Annotated in this window: 17 protein-coding genes; 16 read left to right on the top strand and 1 reads right to left on the bottom strand. The window is 41.3% G+C overall.

Features of this window, described 5'->3' with window-relative positions; all coding sequences use genetic code 11:
- Window positions 1-3 precede the first annotated feature (3 nt).
- The 11 genes from ureE (at window position 4) to B5D59_RS13485 (ending at window position 9,561) form a co-directional block, all read left to right on the top strand.
- Complete coding sequence (ureE, locus tag B5D59_RS13535) at window positions 4-459, top strand: urease accessory protein UreE (protein WP_078818317.1); 456 nt, start codon at window positions 4-6, stop codon at window positions 457-459.
- The gene (locus B5D59_RS13530) at window positions 452-1,138 is read left to right on the top strand and encodes an urease accessory protein UreF (protein WP_078818316.1); all 687 of its coding nucleotides are present in this window, start codon (window positions 452-454) and stop codon (window positions 1,136-1,138) included. The genes ureE and B5D59_RS13530 overlap by 8 nt, the downstream gene beginning before the upstream one ends.
- 38 nt (window positions 1,139-1,176) lie before the next feature.
- A complete protein-coding gene (ureG, locus tag B5D59_RS13525; protein WP_078818315.1) occupies window positions 1,177-1,797 on the top strand; it encodes an urease accessory protein UreG in 621 nt (206 codons plus the stop codon).
- Entirely contained in the window at window positions 1,790-2,614 is an 825-nt protein-coding gene (locus tag B5D59_RS13520; protein ID WP_078818314.1) for an urease accessory protein UreD, read from the top strand. The genes ureG and B5D59_RS13520 overlap by 8 nt, the downstream gene beginning before the upstream one ends.
- A gap of 465 nt (window positions 2,615-3,079) precedes the next feature.
- Window positions 3,080-3,499, top strand: coding sequence for a nickel-responsive transcriptional regulator NikR (gene nikR, locus B5D59_RS13515; protein WP_078818313.1), 420 nt, complete (start codon window positions 3,080-3,082; stop codon window positions 3,497-3,499).
- A 117-nt stretch (window positions 3,500-3,616) separates the two neighbouring features.
- Window positions 3,617-5,230, top strand: coding sequence for an ABC transporter substrate-binding protein (locus B5D59_RS13510; RefSeq protein WP_078818312.1), 1,614 nt, complete (start codon window positions 3,617-3,619; stop codon window positions 5,228-5,230).
- 43 nt (window positions 5,231-5,273) lie between these two features.
- Window positions 5,274-6,233 carry an ABC transporter permease gene (locus tag B5D59_RS13505; RefSeq protein WP_281250677.1) on the top strand — a complete coding sequence of 320 codons (960 nt, stop codon included), beginning with the start codon at window positions 5,274-5,276 and terminating at the stop codon, window positions 6,231-6,233.
- A complete protein-coding gene (locus tag B5D59_RS13500; protein WP_078818311.1) occupies window positions 6,230-7,102 on the top strand; it encodes an ABC transporter permease in 873 nt (290 codons plus the stop codon). Before B5D59_RS13505 ends, B5D59_RS13500 begins: the two co-directional genes overlap by 4 nt.
- A gap of 57 nt (window positions 7,103-7,159) precedes the next feature.
- A complete protein-coding gene (locus B5D59_RS13495) occupies window positions 7,160-8,083 on the top strand; it encodes an ABC transporter ATP-binding protein (RefSeq protein ID WP_078818310.1) in 924 nt (307 codons plus the stop codon).
- A complete protein-coding gene (locus B5D59_RS13490) occupies window positions 8,073-8,675 on the top strand; it encodes an ABC transporter ATP-binding protein (protein ID WP_009498973.1) in 603 nt (200 codons plus the stop codon). The genes B5D59_RS13495 and B5D59_RS13490 overlap by 11 nt, the downstream gene beginning before the upstream one ends.
- Window positions 8,676-9,123: 448 nt before the next feature.
- Window positions 9,124-9,561 carry a HicA family toxin-antitoxin system gene (locus B5D59_RS13485; RefSeq protein WP_139366024.1) on the top strand — a complete coding sequence of 146 codons (438 nt, stop codon included), beginning with the start codon at window positions 9,124-9,126 and terminating at the stop codon, window positions 9,559-9,561.
- A 148-nt stretch (window positions 9,562-9,709) separates the two neighbouring features.
- Here the strand turns inward: B5D59_RS13485 and B5D59_RS13480 are convergent, their stop codons facing one another.
- A complete protein-coding gene (locus tag B5D59_RS13480) occupies window positions 9,710-11,764 on the bottom strand; it encodes a catalase (protein ID WP_078818309.1) in 2,055 nt (684 codons plus the stop codon).
- A gap of 250 nt (window positions 11,765-12,014) precedes the next feature.
- On the opposite strand from B5D59_RS13480, the gene B5D59_RS13475 reads away from it, so the two are divergent.
- The 5 genes from B5D59_RS13475 (at window position 12,015) to cwlD (ending at window position 14,999) form a co-directional block, all read left to right on the top strand.
- The gene (locus B5D59_RS13475) at window positions 12,015-12,563 is read left to right on the top strand and encodes a hypothetical protein (RefSeq protein ID WP_078818308.1); all 549 of its coding nucleotides are present in this window, start codon (window positions 12,015-12,017) and stop codon (window positions 12,561-12,563) included.
- Window positions 12,564-12,669: 106 nt separating this feature from the next.
- A complete protein-coding gene (locus B5D59_RS13470; RefSeq protein WP_078818372.1) occupies window positions 12,670-12,954 on the top strand; it encodes a DUF3889 domain-containing protein in 285 nt (94 codons plus the stop codon).
- 92 nt (window positions 12,955-13,046) lie between these two features.
- Window positions 13,047-13,643, top strand: coding sequence for a hypothetical protein (locus tag B5D59_RS13465; protein WP_078818307.1), 597 nt, complete (start codon window positions 13,047-13,049; stop codon window positions 13,641-13,643).
- Window positions 13,644-13,723: 80 nt separating this feature from the next.
- Window positions 13,724-14,026, top strand: coding sequence for a rhodanese-like domain-containing protein (locus B5D59_RS13460; RefSeq protein ID WP_078818306.1), 303 nt, complete (start codon window positions 13,724-13,726; stop codon window positions 14,024-14,026).
- 259 nt (window positions 14,027-14,285) lie between these two features.
- The gene (cwlD, locus tag B5D59_RS13455; protein WP_078818305.1) at window positions 14,286-14,999 is read left to right on the top strand and encodes an N-acetylmuramoyl-L-alanine amidase CwlD; all 714 of its coding nucleotides are present in this window, start codon (window positions 14,286-14,288) and stop codon (window positions 14,997-14,999) included.
- Window positions 15,000-15,052 lie beyond the last annotated feature (53 nt).

Genomic DNA, 15,052 nt, shown 5'->3' with positions numbered 1-15,052 from the left:
AAAATGATTGTAGAAGAAGTCGTAATGAACGTAAGAGATTTAGACTCGAACGAATTTGAAAAACGACATAAAGAGAAAGTGTATCTAGAGAGCGCGCATTTAATGAAAAGAATTCAACGTGTAGAAACAGATCACGGACGTGAAATCGGCATCCGATTGAAAGACCCGCGTGATTTGGAAGCTGGCGACATTCTCTTTATGGATGATAAAAATATAATTTTGATCGACGTACTTTCCGATGATTTAATTGTCATCAGTCCACGTACGATGCTTGAAATGGGAACGATTGCTCATCAGCTTGGAAATCGTCATTTGCCAGCTCAGTTTGAGGATAAGGATATGCTTGTTCAGTATGATTATTTGGTTGAGGAATTGTTGCAAGAAATGGACATTCCATTCAAGCGAGAAGAACGAAAAGTAGCAAAAGCATTCCGTCATATCGGGCATAGTCATGACTAATCACGCATTGTCTTTGTTTCAGCTGTGCGACTCCAATTTTCCAACCGGCTCTTTTAGCCATTCTTTCGGCTTGGAAACGTATATTCAAAAAGACATTGTCACAGATGCGAAATCATTTTCCGAATGGCTGAACGTTTATGTGCATGAACAGCTCGCTTATGCAGACGGCTTGGCAGTAAGGCTGGCTTATGATGCACTTGAAGCGGAAGAACTTGAAGATATTTGGGAATTGGATCGCATTTTGACTGTGCAGAACTTGGCACGGGAATCACGCGATGGTACACAGCGCATGGGTGACCGTATGTTGGATATTGCACAATCAATTTATGAAATACCGATGTTGTCAACCTACATGCGAAAAATACGTGATAAACAAGCTTTTGGCCATCCCGCTATTGTTTTTACGATGGTAGGGCATCATCTGCAAGTAGAGAAGGAAACGACGATTTTATATTATTTGTATTCGACAGTCGTTAGTCTCGTACAAAATGCTGTGCGGGCAATCCCGCTCGGACAAACTGCAGGACAGAAAATTATTTATGCATTTCAACAACAGCTTCAGCAGGCAACAGATAAAATTATGAAGTTAGATGAAGAAGAGTTTGGAGTCGTATCACCAGGGCTCGAACTTTCACAAATGCAGCACGAGCGAGTTGGGATACGTATTTTCAGCTCGTGAAAAACGTGAAATTAATTGAGAATAAGGATGTGCTTAGAATGGAACCAATTAAAATAGGTGTTGGCGGACCCGTTGGTGCCGGTAAAACGATGTTAGTTGAAAAAATCACCCGTGCTTTAAACGGGGAAGTGAGTATGGCAGTCATCACGAATGACATTTATACGAAAGAAGATGCTAAGTTTTTAGTTGCAAACGGCATCCTTCCGGAAGATCGCATCGTCGGTGTAGAAACAGGTGGTTGTCCGCATACGGCTATTCGAGAAGATGCGTCAATGAACTTTGCGGCGATTAATGAGTTGAAGGAAAAGCATCCGGATGTTGAACTGATTTTTGTAGAAAGCGGCGGCGACAACTTAGCAGCTACATTCAGCCCAGAGCTTGTGGATTTCTCCATCTATATAATCGACGTGGCGCAGGGGGAAAAAATCCCACGCAAAGGCGGCCAGGGAATGATAAAATCTGACTTGTTTATAATTAATAAAACAGATTTGGCGCCATATGTTGGAGCGAGTCTTGAAGTAATGGAGTCTGATACAAAAGTGTTCCGCGGAAACAAACCATTCTTCTTCACCAATTTAAAAGATGATGAAGGACTGGCTGAAGTGGTAGATTGGATAAAAAAACATGCGTTATTAAAGGGACTAGGGCAAGATGTCTGAATGGACAGGTGTTCTTGACCTTGCCATGGAAAAACGTCAAGGACGTTCCGTGGCGAAAAGTGTCTACTTTCAGGGTGCGTTTAAAGTGATGCGCCCTGTCTATTTGAATAATTATAGTTATCCATGCTACTACTTATTGAATCCAGGCGGAGGCTATCTAGACGGAGACCGGTACCGCATGGAAATAACACTCGATGAACAGGCGCAACTGACATTGACGACCCAGTCGGCAACAAAAGTATACAAAACGCCAACCAGAAAAGTATATCAAGAGTCGGTCTTTCATATGAAAAAAGGTAGTTATCTGGAGTATTTGCCGGATGCATTGATAGCATATAAAGATGCCAAATACTATCAAAAAAATATTGTACATATGGAAAAAGGAGCGACATTGCTGTATTCCGATATATTGACTCCTGGCTGGTCGCCAGAAGGGGAAAAGTTCAGTTACGACATGCTTCGTCTGAAAACAGAAATATATATGGAAGACGAGCTAGTTGTCTTTGATCATATTAAACTTCATCCGGCATCTCAGCATATGAATGGGTTAGGTTTTATGGAAGGGTACACACATTTAGGTTCGTTTATTGTCGTTGGAGAAAAGACGAACGATGATTTATTGGATCGCCTGCATGAAACGATTCAGAAAGAGGCTGGAGATTTTGCATTTGGATTATCCAAGCTTGCTGTTCCTGGCTTTACTATCCGAATAATGGCAAATTATACACAAGTTATTGAGCGGATCATCTCTGCCTGCCATCATGTAATCAGCGACGAATGGTATCAGACGAAACCAAGTTTTTTACGGAAGTATTAGAAAATTGCCCGACAATTCGAAAAGAGTTGTCGGGCGATTTACTGCGATTTATGTCTCTATTCAACAGAACACTCTATACTTTATAGATTGTGAGATGGGTCAGTTGGATTTCTATTTATTGCATGCCCAATTATTCGCAATTAATTATCAATTATCGAGACATACATAAAGTGTATAGCGAGTACATTAGTAGGCATGTAGGTGTTACGTAACAAAAGAAAAGTAGCACAATGATGGACAACTATTTGTTTGGTTGTTGTAAATGAAAAGTTGAGTTTTGCGTGCTATACATCGTTAATGATTCCCTAGAAAGTAAATTTAATTCCATTTCTACAAAAGGTTTAAATTGGGTTATTTAGAAGAACATAAACTTCCAAGTAATGGTCAGTTATGTATCATCGTGTTACGATTCTATATAAATGTGTTACTGCGTTAAAAATAGTAATAAAAAGAGGTGGTTGCAGTATGCAGGACTCAACGTTAAAGAGATTTGGAATCTCAATGGAAGGGGGCTTACTTAGGAGGTTTGATGATTTAGTTAAAAAAAAAGGATATGAAAATCGCTCGGAAGCGGTTCGGGATCTTGTTCGAGAGGCAATTATTCAGCAAGCATGGGAAGATGGAGAACAGATAATTGCAGGAAGTATACTATTATTTTATGACCATCATCAACGCAATCTACTTGAAGAGATGACAAGGATTCAACATAGTGTGCACGATGTAATCCTTGCGACAACACACTTCCATTTGAATCATGATAGTTGCCTTGAACTAATTGTTGTAAAAGGAAAAGCAAAAGAAATTCAGGAACTAAGTCATAAACTGACGAGTTTGAAAGGTGTATCATATGGGAATTTCACAGTGGCTCCTGTGGAGCAGATTTAATTGTTCACAATCATATTTTACGGTTTCGATAGGATCTGAAATTATAAAACCCTAATGCAGATGTGCAAGTTTATGAAGGATTGTAGATAAATAATACGTGTAGAAGGAGTGTACTAAATGACAAAGAAATTCTTGAGTCTCATCGTAATAGCCACTGTATCTATTTCGCTTATGTTAGCAGGCTGCTCTTCATCTAAATCGGATGATAAAAATAAGAAGAATGAGGGGAAGCCGAAGGACGAGCTTGTGCTTGCATTTGATTCTGAGCCGGCAACAGGATTTGATCCGACAACCGGTTGGGGACGTTATGGTTCACCGCTATTTCAAAGTACATTGTTGAAAAGAGATGACAAACTAAACATTGTAAATGATCTTGCAACAAGTTATGAAGTAGATGAAGAGGGTAAAGTTTGGACTGTTCATTTGCGCGATGATGTCAATTTTTCTAATGGGAAACCACTAACGGCTAGGGATGTGGTATTCACATTTGAAACAGCAGCCAATAGTGGGTCGGTTGTTGATTTAAACGTATTGGATAAAGTCGAAGCAGTTAATGATACGACCGTGAAATTCACATTAAAAGAAGTGCAATCCACATTTATAAACAATCTAGTGGCAACGGGAATCGTCCCACAATATGCATACAGTGAAGACTATGCTGAGAACCCGATTGGTTCAGGCCCCTATCAACTTGTACAGTGGGACAAGGGACAACAGATCATTGTGAAAAAGAATCCAGAATACTATGGGGAAAAACCATATTTTAACAAATTGACTTTTGTATTTTTAAATGAGGATGCTGCATATGCAGCTGCCCAAGCGGGAACAGTGGATCTTGCCTATATACCAGCCGCGTTTAGTAATAAGGAAGTACCTGGCATGAAACTTGAAACAGTTAAAACTGTGGACAATCGTGGAATCGTATTTCCTTACGTGAAGTCAGGTGATTTCACTGAAGATGGTTTACCAATCGGGAATGACGTAACATCGGATCCAGCCATCCGTCATGCAATTGATATGGCAGTTGATCGGAAAGCGTTAATTGACGGTGTGTTGGAAGGATACGGAACACCTGCCTATACTTCTGTTGATGGGCTTCCTTGGTGGAATCCAGATACAGTCATTGAAGATGGTGATTTGGACGGAGCGCGTAAGGTATTGGAAGAAGCGGGTTGGAAAGATTCTGATGGAGATGGAGTACTTGATAATGGCTCTTTGAAAGCTGAATTTAGTCTTTACTATTTAGCAAATGACACAATCAGGCAGTCTCTTGCCATTGCAGTTGCAGATATGATGAAACCACTCGGTATTAATATTAAAGTAGAGGGTGGAAGCTGGGATATTATTGGTAAGAAAATGTATTCCGAGGCTGTACTTATGGGTTGGGGAAGTCACGACCCGCATGAATTATACAACATCTATGGCAGCGATAATGCTGGGATCGAGTATTATAATACAGGCTACTATAAAAATGACAAAGTAGATGAATACTTCAAGAAGGCCCTTCATGCGAAAAGTGAAGCTGAGGCAATCGAGTTTTGGAAAAAAGCACAATGGGACGGTACGACCGGTTTAAGTGGAAAAGGGGATGCCGCTTGGGCATGGTTGGTTAACATCGACCATTTGTATTTGGTGAAAGATGGTCTTGATATCGGAGATCAACGAATCCATGTACATGGACATGGTTGGCCGGCAACAGACAACATTGCCGACTGGAAATGGAGTAAATAATGTGCGCAAAAATATTGGTGTAAAGATAAGTAAGTTTCTGTTGATGAAGGGTTTAAGAATGCTTACTTTATTATTTGCGATTTGCTTAATATCCTTTTTATTAATAAAGAACTCCCCGATTGATCCGATTCAAGCTTATGTTGGTGCTGATATGTTAAAGGTAAGTCCTGAACAGCGTGAGAAGATTGCTGAGTATTGGGGGCTTGATCAACCTGTAATGGTGCAGTTTTTTAGTTGGCTTTCTGCTTTACTTTCAGGTGACTTGGGAACTTCAATGATTTTCCGCCGCCCGGTGTCTGAAATCATCGGAGAGCGCTTTTGGAACTCGCTTGTCCTGATGCTGACCGCCTGGATATTGTCGGGAGTTATCGGTTTTGTCATGGGCGTTGTGTCAGCCATGAAAAAGGATACTTGGATTGATCGGATTATAAAGTGGTATTGTTATACATTGGCCTCAACTCCGACTTTTTGGATGGGCCTTCTTATGCTGATTGTTTTTGCGGTGTGGCTCGGGTGGTTCCCAATTGGATTAGGTGTTCCAACAGGGGTCCTTGCTGAAGACGTCACATTAGCAGATCGATTACAGCATCTTATCCTCCCAGCCATGACACTTAGCATTCTTGGAGTTGCGAATGTAGCCTTACATACGCGACAGAAGTTGATAGATGTTCTGGCGAGTGATTATGTGTTGTTTGCGAGGGCGAGAGGTGAGCGTGGCTTTCTCTTATTTTGGAGACACGGCTTGCGTAATGTTGCCTTGCCTGCAATCACTTTACAATTTGCCGCTTTTAGTGAACTGTTTGGTGGAGCGGTGCTTGCTGAGCAAGTATTTTCATATCCAGGTCTTGGACAAGCGACAGTAGAGGCAGGCTTAAGGGGTGACGTCCCTCTTTTATTAGGGTTAGTACTATTTAGTACGATTTTTGTTTTTGCAGGAAATCTAATTGCTGATATGATCTACTACGTTGTAGATCCGAGAACGAGGGAGAGTCGAACAATATGATTCCAGGCCTCAAAATAGGAACGAAGGAAGAAAAGGTGAAACGGTTTTATCTGAATCGAAGACAGAAGACGCTTCTTACAATCGTAGTTGCGACAATTATCTTACTAAGTGTTGTAGTAGGTGGCGTAATGCTTGATCAAGAAAGAATTGCTACGAATCTTAATGAACGAAATGTGCCCCCCTCTCTTAAGCATCTTTTTGGTACAGATTGGCTGGGTAGGGATATGTTTACCCGGACGATTATGGGGCTTTCCTTAAGTATGGGGGTAGGGTTGATTGGAGCAATTGGCAGTACGTCAATTGCTCTTGTCTTGGGTATTGTGTCTGCAACAATGGGGAAAATGGCCGATCGTCTAATTACATGGCTCATCGATCTCTTTCTAAGTGTTCCACATCTTGTAACGTTAATTTTGATTGCTTTTACATTGGGCGGAGGATTTAAAGGCATTGTTATAGGGCTTATGCTAACTCATTGGCCAAGCCTTGCACGAGTCATTAGAGCAGAGGTTATGCAAATCCGCTCAGCAGAATATGTTCAGATTTCTCAACAGATGGGAAAATCCAGTTGGTGGATTGCTGTACATCATATTTTTCCTCATTTGATTCCACAACTCTTAATTGGTTTTATGTTGATGTTTCCCCATGTGATCCTACACGAAGCATCCGTCACGTTTTTAGGATTAGGGTTATCGCCCCATGAGCCGGCTATTGGGATTATTCTATCAGAATCCATGAAGTATTTGTCTTCGGGTATGTGGTGGCTTGCCTTTTTCCCAGGGCTTTGCTTACTAATTATTGTAAGGACTTTCGAGACGATTGGAGAGAATTTCCGTATGCTGATAGACCCGACAAGGGCTAATGAGAAATAAAGATGAGTAGGATGATGAATAGCAAGTTGTCCTATTTGGTTGGTAAGGAGGTAGCGAATGTCTATCCTTGAAGTGGAAAATTTGTCGATATCGTTTAATCAGTATACAGACGGTTTGAAACAAAAAAATGTAAACGTCATTTCAAGTTTGAATGTCACGCTTGAAGAAGGTGAAATACTAGCAGTTGTGGGAGCCAGTGGTTCTGGGAAGAGCTTGCTTGCGCATGCCATTCTTGGAATCTTGCCAAACAACGCAAATATTAGTGGAACGATTAGCTATGACGGAGAAATTCTTACGGCTGCACGGCAAGCTTCGTTACGCGGAACAGAAATTGCACTTATTCCACAATCAGTGAACTATTTAGATCCATTGATGCGAGTAGGGAATCAAGTTCGCAATTCTGTAAAAGTTGGAGATGCAGTTGCGGCACAACGCAAGGTTTTTGAACGGCTTCGCTTGAAGTCAGGCGTTGAAAATATGTACCCATTTCAGCTTTCTGGAGGCATGGCAAGGAGAACTCTTTTATCCACAGCTATTGTCAGTGGTGCAAAGGTAATTATTGCGGATGAACCCACGCCAGGCCTCGATCCAGTCGTTATCAAAGAGGCATTAGAAAACTTCAGGGAATTCGCAGACAATGGATGTGCGGTTATGCTCATCACACATGATATTGAATCCGCTTTAACGATTGCAGATAAAATTGCTGTGTTTTATGCAGGTACAACCGTGGAGATCGCCCCTGTAGAGAACTTTAATGGGGATGGTGAAGCGTTGCGGCATCCTTATAGCAAAGCGTTATGGAGGGCCTTGCCACAAAATGAATTTATACCAATTCCAGGCTCGCAGCCCCGCCCAAATAATTTACCATCCGGTTGCTTATTTGCCCCGCGTTGTCCTATAGCAACCCCTGAATGTGAACTAGCACAACCGGAAATGCGCGAACTTCGGAATGGAAGGGTAAGGTGCATCCATGCAACTTGAAGCAAAAAATATCGGTTTTCGTTATGGCGATGGACCTTGGCTGTTTCAAGGTGTCAATTTCACTGTAAAACCAGGAGAAATTGTTGGGCTTACAGCACCTAGTGGACGTGGTAAAACAACTTTTTGCCGGATTTTAGCGGGATATGAAAAGCCTCTGGAAGGAAGCATTACCATTGAAGGTTTGCCGGTACCTACAAGGGGATTTCATCCTGTACAATTGATATTTCAGCATCCAGAAAAAGCAGTCAATCCACGTTGGAAAATGGAAAAGGTTTTGAGTGAAGGGGAGAAGCCAGACCCTGAACTGCTAGATTTATTAGGAATTGAGCAGGAATGGTTGACTCGTTGGCCTAACGAGTTATCTGGAGGAGAATTACAACGCTTTTGTGTGGCAAGGGCGTTGGGGTCCAATCCACATTTTTTAATTGCAGATGAAATGACAACAATGCTTGATGCCATTACGCAAGCTCAGATTTGGCATGCTGTTCTCGAAATCGCCAAAAAGAGAAAGATGGGTATCATCATCGTTAGTCATGAAGAAAAGCTGATGCAACGATTGTGCCACCGAGTGGTTGAGTTGAAAAGTTTTTAATACAAATAGAGGGTTTGAGATTTTCTTTTACTTTATTGTAGAGTCGAGAATTCGATTAAATAGAATTGCAGTAGCATAAGGCTGATTTTTCCTTGAACGAAGAGGGGGAATCGGTTCTTTTTATGCTTGGTATAGAAAGTCTAAGTATTTCTAACGTCGTCTCAATTGCTTAAAATATAGAAATTAGGGTATCACTATATAAACGGACCGTTGCTTTTTGAACACTTAGCTTCTTTACAAAGATGGTAGAGATTTTTTTACCGGTATTACTAAATAATCGGTTGGTTTGACATTTATCCTTCACAGTTTTATACTTGGATTTAATTTTCATTAAAAAGACGGATTCGTTAGTCAATAAGGAATATTGAAAAATATTGAAATTGTAGTAATACGAATTTAGCGAGGAAAGTTTTTTGATGAACTTGACACTATTTTGGGAGGTGTTCCTGTGGTTGACGACTTTGAAGTAGAAAAAGTTTTTGAAGACAGGCCGTATGAGCGGATCCAGTTTAAGCTCATCATAGACGGTCGTAATTATAAAGGCGACTATCATGATGGCGAGATCCAATGGCTTAATCCGCATCCCAAGCAAGATGTCGGCGAAGAAGAAGTAAAAGCTGTAGAGGATGAAGTTCTTGAACTGTTATCCGAACATGGGATCAGGGATGAAGTAGATGCTATTGAGATTGAACGTTCCCTAAGCAATAATCAAACTCGACCGCTTCAAATGTTTAAGTTAAAAATTCAAGGTGAAGAGTATAAAGGGACTTTTATTAACGGCGAGATCGAATGGTTTCATCCAAAACCGAGACGCAAACTAAAAGATGAACGCGTAAAAAAAATAGAAGAAGATGTTCAAAAGAAATTGACAGAGCATCTTGAATAACGAATTGAAGTGCGCAGTCTGAGTTATTATACTAACTCAGACTGCGTCTTTTCTTTTTGCAATTATTCCTATCTCCGCAAAAAAACGAGTTGAGTAATGGAAAATAGAAAGAGAAGCTTTCTGTTTTGCTCTTTCCTGCCTGACGATTTTATTTTCTATTCCAAAAGCGTTGCTGGGCGATAGCGGAAACAAATTCCTCTCCGAAGTTTTGGTTGTTAGTCGCAAAAACGACACCTGCTAAATTATTTTCTTCAGAGGTTTGAAGAAGCGACTGTCCGGTTGAAGCAATACCGATCGGCTTATAATGTTTGTATGCGACCTGTATGAAATTCATAACATCAGAATTAAATTTTGCCTGATTATTGGAGCTGCCGCCAACGACATAGAGCGAGTCAAGCAAATAAGGGCTCGTGGTCAGGAATGTATCATCTACTTTGAGCTTCGTACCATCCGTACCTGTGACAGTGCCAAGTTTTTCACTGACGATGTCGACAAACACTCCATATTTTTCGAGTGTATTCAGTACGTTGGTTACTTCATTACTGTTAAAACCATTGCCGATCAACACTCCGACTTTTAATGAATAAGCATAACTTGGTGTATTGGCCTGACTAAGTGAAGGGTAGCTAGTTGAGGTAGAGACATTTGTGCCGCTTGGACGATCAACACCTATATTATCCGCAACGATCATAGCCAGTTCTTGGTCAACATTTACTATCATATCGACGTTTTGCTGTCGGACCGATTCACTTTTCACTTTTCCAAGTTGATAGCTTAATGCTTCAATCGTGTGTTGCTTTTCAACTGGGGTTAGGCTGTTCCAAAAGATTCTTGGCTGAGTAAAGAAGTCATCGAACGATTTGCTTCGTGCCCGTATGGCGTGCCCATCGATTTTTTTAGGGTAGGATTCGTAGCCTCCTTCTTCTGGCGGCGTAGTATATGGAGTATTATCAGCTAATGAGTTTTCATGATAGTTTACTTGATCTACATCGATTCGATACCTCATAAAGCCTTGTCTTGTATTATTATGGAACGGACAGATTGGCCGGTTGATGGGTAAGTCCTGAAAGTTTGCGCTGCCAAGACGATGGTATTGGGCACTTTGATAAGCGATTAATCTTCCTTGCAGGACGGGATCATTAGAGAAATCAATTCCCGGAACGACATTTGCGGGATTGAATGCCACTTGCTCCAATTCCGCAAATTCATTATCCACATTACGGTTTAATGTCATCTTTCCAATTGGCTGAACGGGGACGAGTTCTTCTGGCCAAAATTTTGATGGATCTAAGACATCAAAATCAAATTTGAATTCATCTTCCATCGCAATCAGCTGGACGCCTAATTCATATTCTGCGTATGCACCACGGTCAATCGCCTCTCTAAGATCTCGCCGATGAAAATCCGGATCAATCCCGCCAATTTTTTGTGCCTCGTCTTGAAGCAAGGAATGAACACCAAGCACAGGCTTCCAAGTAAATCTCACAAAAGTTGCTACTCCTTGTTCATTAACAAATAAGTACGTATTGATCGACCATGATTCCATCATGCGATAACTTCTTAGAATGCCTCGATCCGACATGATCCACAATACCATGTGAAAACTTTCTTGGTTATTTGCTACGTAATCCCAAAAATTATCATGCGCCCCAGCAGCTGTCGGCATCCCGGTACGTGGCTCAGGTTGGTATGCATGCATTACATCAGGGAACTTCATGGCGTCCTGATTGACCAATACAGGCATAGCGATTGTAGTTAAATCATAATTTCCTTCTTCGGTGTAAAATTTCACACCTTTGCAGCGTAAATCCCTTGCCGTATCCTTAGAGCCTCTGCTCCCTTGCACAGTAGAAAATCGGACGAAAACAGAAGTCTTTTTACCTGCTTCCTGTAAGAATCCAGCTTTTGTGAATTGTTTCATCGACTGATAACATTCAAATTCACCATGGGCTCCGTAACCTCTAGCATGAACTTTTCTTTCTGGTATTGGTTCATGGACGAAATGAGTCATCTTCTCAAAGAATTCAAAATCTTGACGTAGTGAAGGACCACGGTCACCCGCCTTTAATTGTTCCTGATCGTTTGATAATTTTTTTGATTGATTGGTCGTCAGTGGTTTACCTGTGTTTTGTACGCGGAACTCATCTAGCTGTTCATTTTTTAAATTTTTCTCCCTATGGTCTTTTGGAGACTTCCCATCCATTGAATCACCCATCCTCACGTCTTAATTTTTGTGTTCACATATATACCTATGTAGAGTTTTCTAGGTCTAGAATGAAATTGGCTTGGACTTTATCTGCGAATCAAAAAGACAGAGTATAGCGTAGATGACCCAACTCATAACTTTGGTGAACGGGAGGTCCTATACTGGTAATCAGGTATCTATTAAGCATGCATTTTTTTACAGAACTTGTACAATGAACATAGAATAACGAGAAATGAGAGTGACTGCCATGCCGAAAACTAAACGCAAACCACAAGAAAGAAAAAATGTACTTAGTGTAAGTGCATTACTGGTCGTCTGTGGCATTGTGTTATTCAAATCCTTCATTTGGGATGAGTATATAGTCAATTCGACAGCCCGGGCTGCGTTAGAAGGCCGAGAAGGCGAAGTGGGAGTAGGATATGCCATCAGCAAGAAACAAGAGTTGGCCATAAAACCCTTTAAAGATGGATTTAAGATCTATGCTGTATCTAAAGGTTTTTTTGGCTGGACTGTCACAGATGAAGAGTTTGTTGGCAATAAAGAAAACGAGTTTTATGAGATAGGTGAATTGGATTTGCAATTTAATTCAAGTGAAAAATTGTATTTGAATTTCGTTTTGGATCAAGACGAATACTTCGATAAAATAAAGGCTTACTCTCCGGGCGGTGTAGAAATAGGATTCAATCGATCTGTAGGCAATGACGTGTTTTTCTACTACCATTATAGCGATAAGCCTTTAGGTGACGTGATGTATGAAGGAATTCGTTCAAACGGGAGTGTGGAGAAATTGAAATAACGAGCAGAATGATTCTTATCAAATGACGCATCCTATCCTAAAGGAGGTGTGCGTCATCATTCGAAAAATAAGCTTGGTAATTGGAATTTCAATGGCGAGTGTCTCAATGTTCACTTATCTGCCTACTGAACTCGTTGCTCAATCAGCGATTCCTTCATATGCTAAATGGTCTAGGATCGCGATTCAAGAGACGCAAATGAAATATCCTCATGCAAATATTATGGATTACTTGCATATCGGAAGTGAGTCCAGGAAAGAGTCCACTGTTGAAAAGTTTCGATTGTGGCTGCGGGAAGGTGACAAAGAATTCGCGGTGTTTGTCAAAGTCACTTATTCTATTAAAACAAACAAACTGATCGATATTGAACTTCAGGAGATGGATTTTTCCTGAATGCAATCAAACTCACGCCTCTGCATTCGGTTCGTAGTTTTGTTACAATTGACGGACAAGTATGTCTACCAAATGAATGAGGGGTGGCTTTGATGAAAGTCGATAATGAAGAATTGTTGCTGGACTATATTGCGGCCAGTACGAACCTATATGGGGTAATCCCGTTTGCTAAAGCGACGGAGATATACAATGAACATAACGAAGAAGAGATTTCATTAAACATTATGATTGCTTTTGTGAATAACCAAGCAGTTATTGAGAAATTGGAAGAACGTTTTGTTCATGTCAATACAGATGCATTTGTGGCAGAAATCATTCATGTATTTGACGAAAAGGAAGTAGTGGAGCAAGCAGCCGCGGGTAAACCTTATTATGTACCGAAACCAGAAGAATTTCTCTTGTTTACAGATCAATCTTATTTTCAGCGGACCCCTCAGCAAGAGCAACTGAAAAAGATGATGCTAGAGGATCTTGATGATTCGGTCGATATTGAGGAAGAAGTGGAAGAACTTGTGCTGGATCTGCAAATGAGCGGTGGAGATTTCACAAAAGAACTGTCAGAGTTCCTTGGGCGGCTGAAGTTACCTATGGAAAAAGCTGAGCGTTATATTCCAGTGATTATCGATATTGCCAATACTACGAGACTGTGGGAAAATCGGGGCCATACGCCGAATGAGTTGATGCAGTAAATCATCAGTCCGTTTCGATAGACAATCATTACACAGGCGATATAATGAAGGTAAATCAGATAATTTGGAGGATGTAACTCATGACATTGAAAGAATTAACTGCAAGAGAAGTACAAGAGCAACTGGAAAGCGGCAAAGAACTGCATATTATTGATGTCCGCGAAGACGACGAAGTAGCACAAGGTATGATTCCGGGTGCCACACATATCGCACTTGGCAATCTTCCTATTGAAATGCATGATTTGGACCAAACAACACCTTATATTCTAGTCTGTCGTTCAGGCGGAAGAAGTGGACGTGCACAAGAAATTATGGCAGATGAAGGCTTTGATGTGACGAACATGGCGGGCGGCATGCTGGCTTGGGAAGGGCAAACTGAATAAATGAGTAGAACACCGCCGAGAGGAACATCTCTCGGCGGTGTTTTAATTTGAATTGCACGATTGATCAGTAGGGAAAGAGCTTCCTGGCTATAAATACATTTTACACTGAGCCCAACCCGCCTCGGAAAGCACCGAAGTCTCCTCGCATCGAAGTTGACATCCTCGATCCAAACCCATTTCTCAGAATGAACAATTCCTTCACCCGCAGACATAACCGGAAAGGTCCAAGCGTATAGTGAAAGAAAAAGGCGGTGTAGAGATGAAAAAATGGCTTGCGGCAGGCTTGCTGTTATTTTTTTCGATAGGAGGTGTATGGTATGGAGTGAAAGCTTCAGATCGGGGATTTTTCACACCCGCTGAGCTAGGTGGTGTGAAAATTTTAATCGATCCGGGGCATGGCGGTGAGGATGGGGGGGCTTCGGCGGAAGATGTCATTGAAAAGGATGTAACCTTAAGTATCTCCCATGAAGTTAAGAAATTACTTGAAAAAAAAGGTGCGACTGTGAAAATGACGAGGGAAAAAGATGGAGATGCGATTGCTGAACATGCCCCATCTGAAAAATTCACTTCAAATCGAAGTCGTAAATTCGCAGATTTGAAGTTGCGGGAAAGTATGGCGATCGAATCGAAGCCGGATATGTTCATAAGCGTTCACGTTAATGCGATTCCAGAAGAGCGTTGGCGAGGTGCGCAAGTATTCTACCATCCTGATGGCAACCCGGCAGGAAAACAGTTGGCGACTTCTATCCAAGACGAACTGCGTGATCAGCTGAAAAATACAGAACGCGAAGCGATGAAAATTACAGGTGTCTATTTGCTGAAGAAAGTACCGGTCCCTGCCGTTTTAGTGGAAACAGGATTTTTATCCAATCCGGAAGAACGGGGTTTATTGGCGGATAAGGCTTATCAGAAAAAGGTGGCGGCCGCCATCGTGGATGGAATTGTGAAATATGAACATGCAGAAGAACAGTGAGTCAAAAGACGGTTGATAGAGTAGTGATTATGGTATACTGGGGGGAGATTGGA

This window comes from Sporosarcina newyorkensis, from assembly GCF_900167515.1.
Taxonomy (GTDB): Bacteria; Bacillota; Bacilli; order Bacillales_A; family Planococcaceae; genus Sporosarcina; species Sporosarcina newyorkensis.
This window is presented reverse-complemented; position numbering and strand designations above follow the sequence as displayed.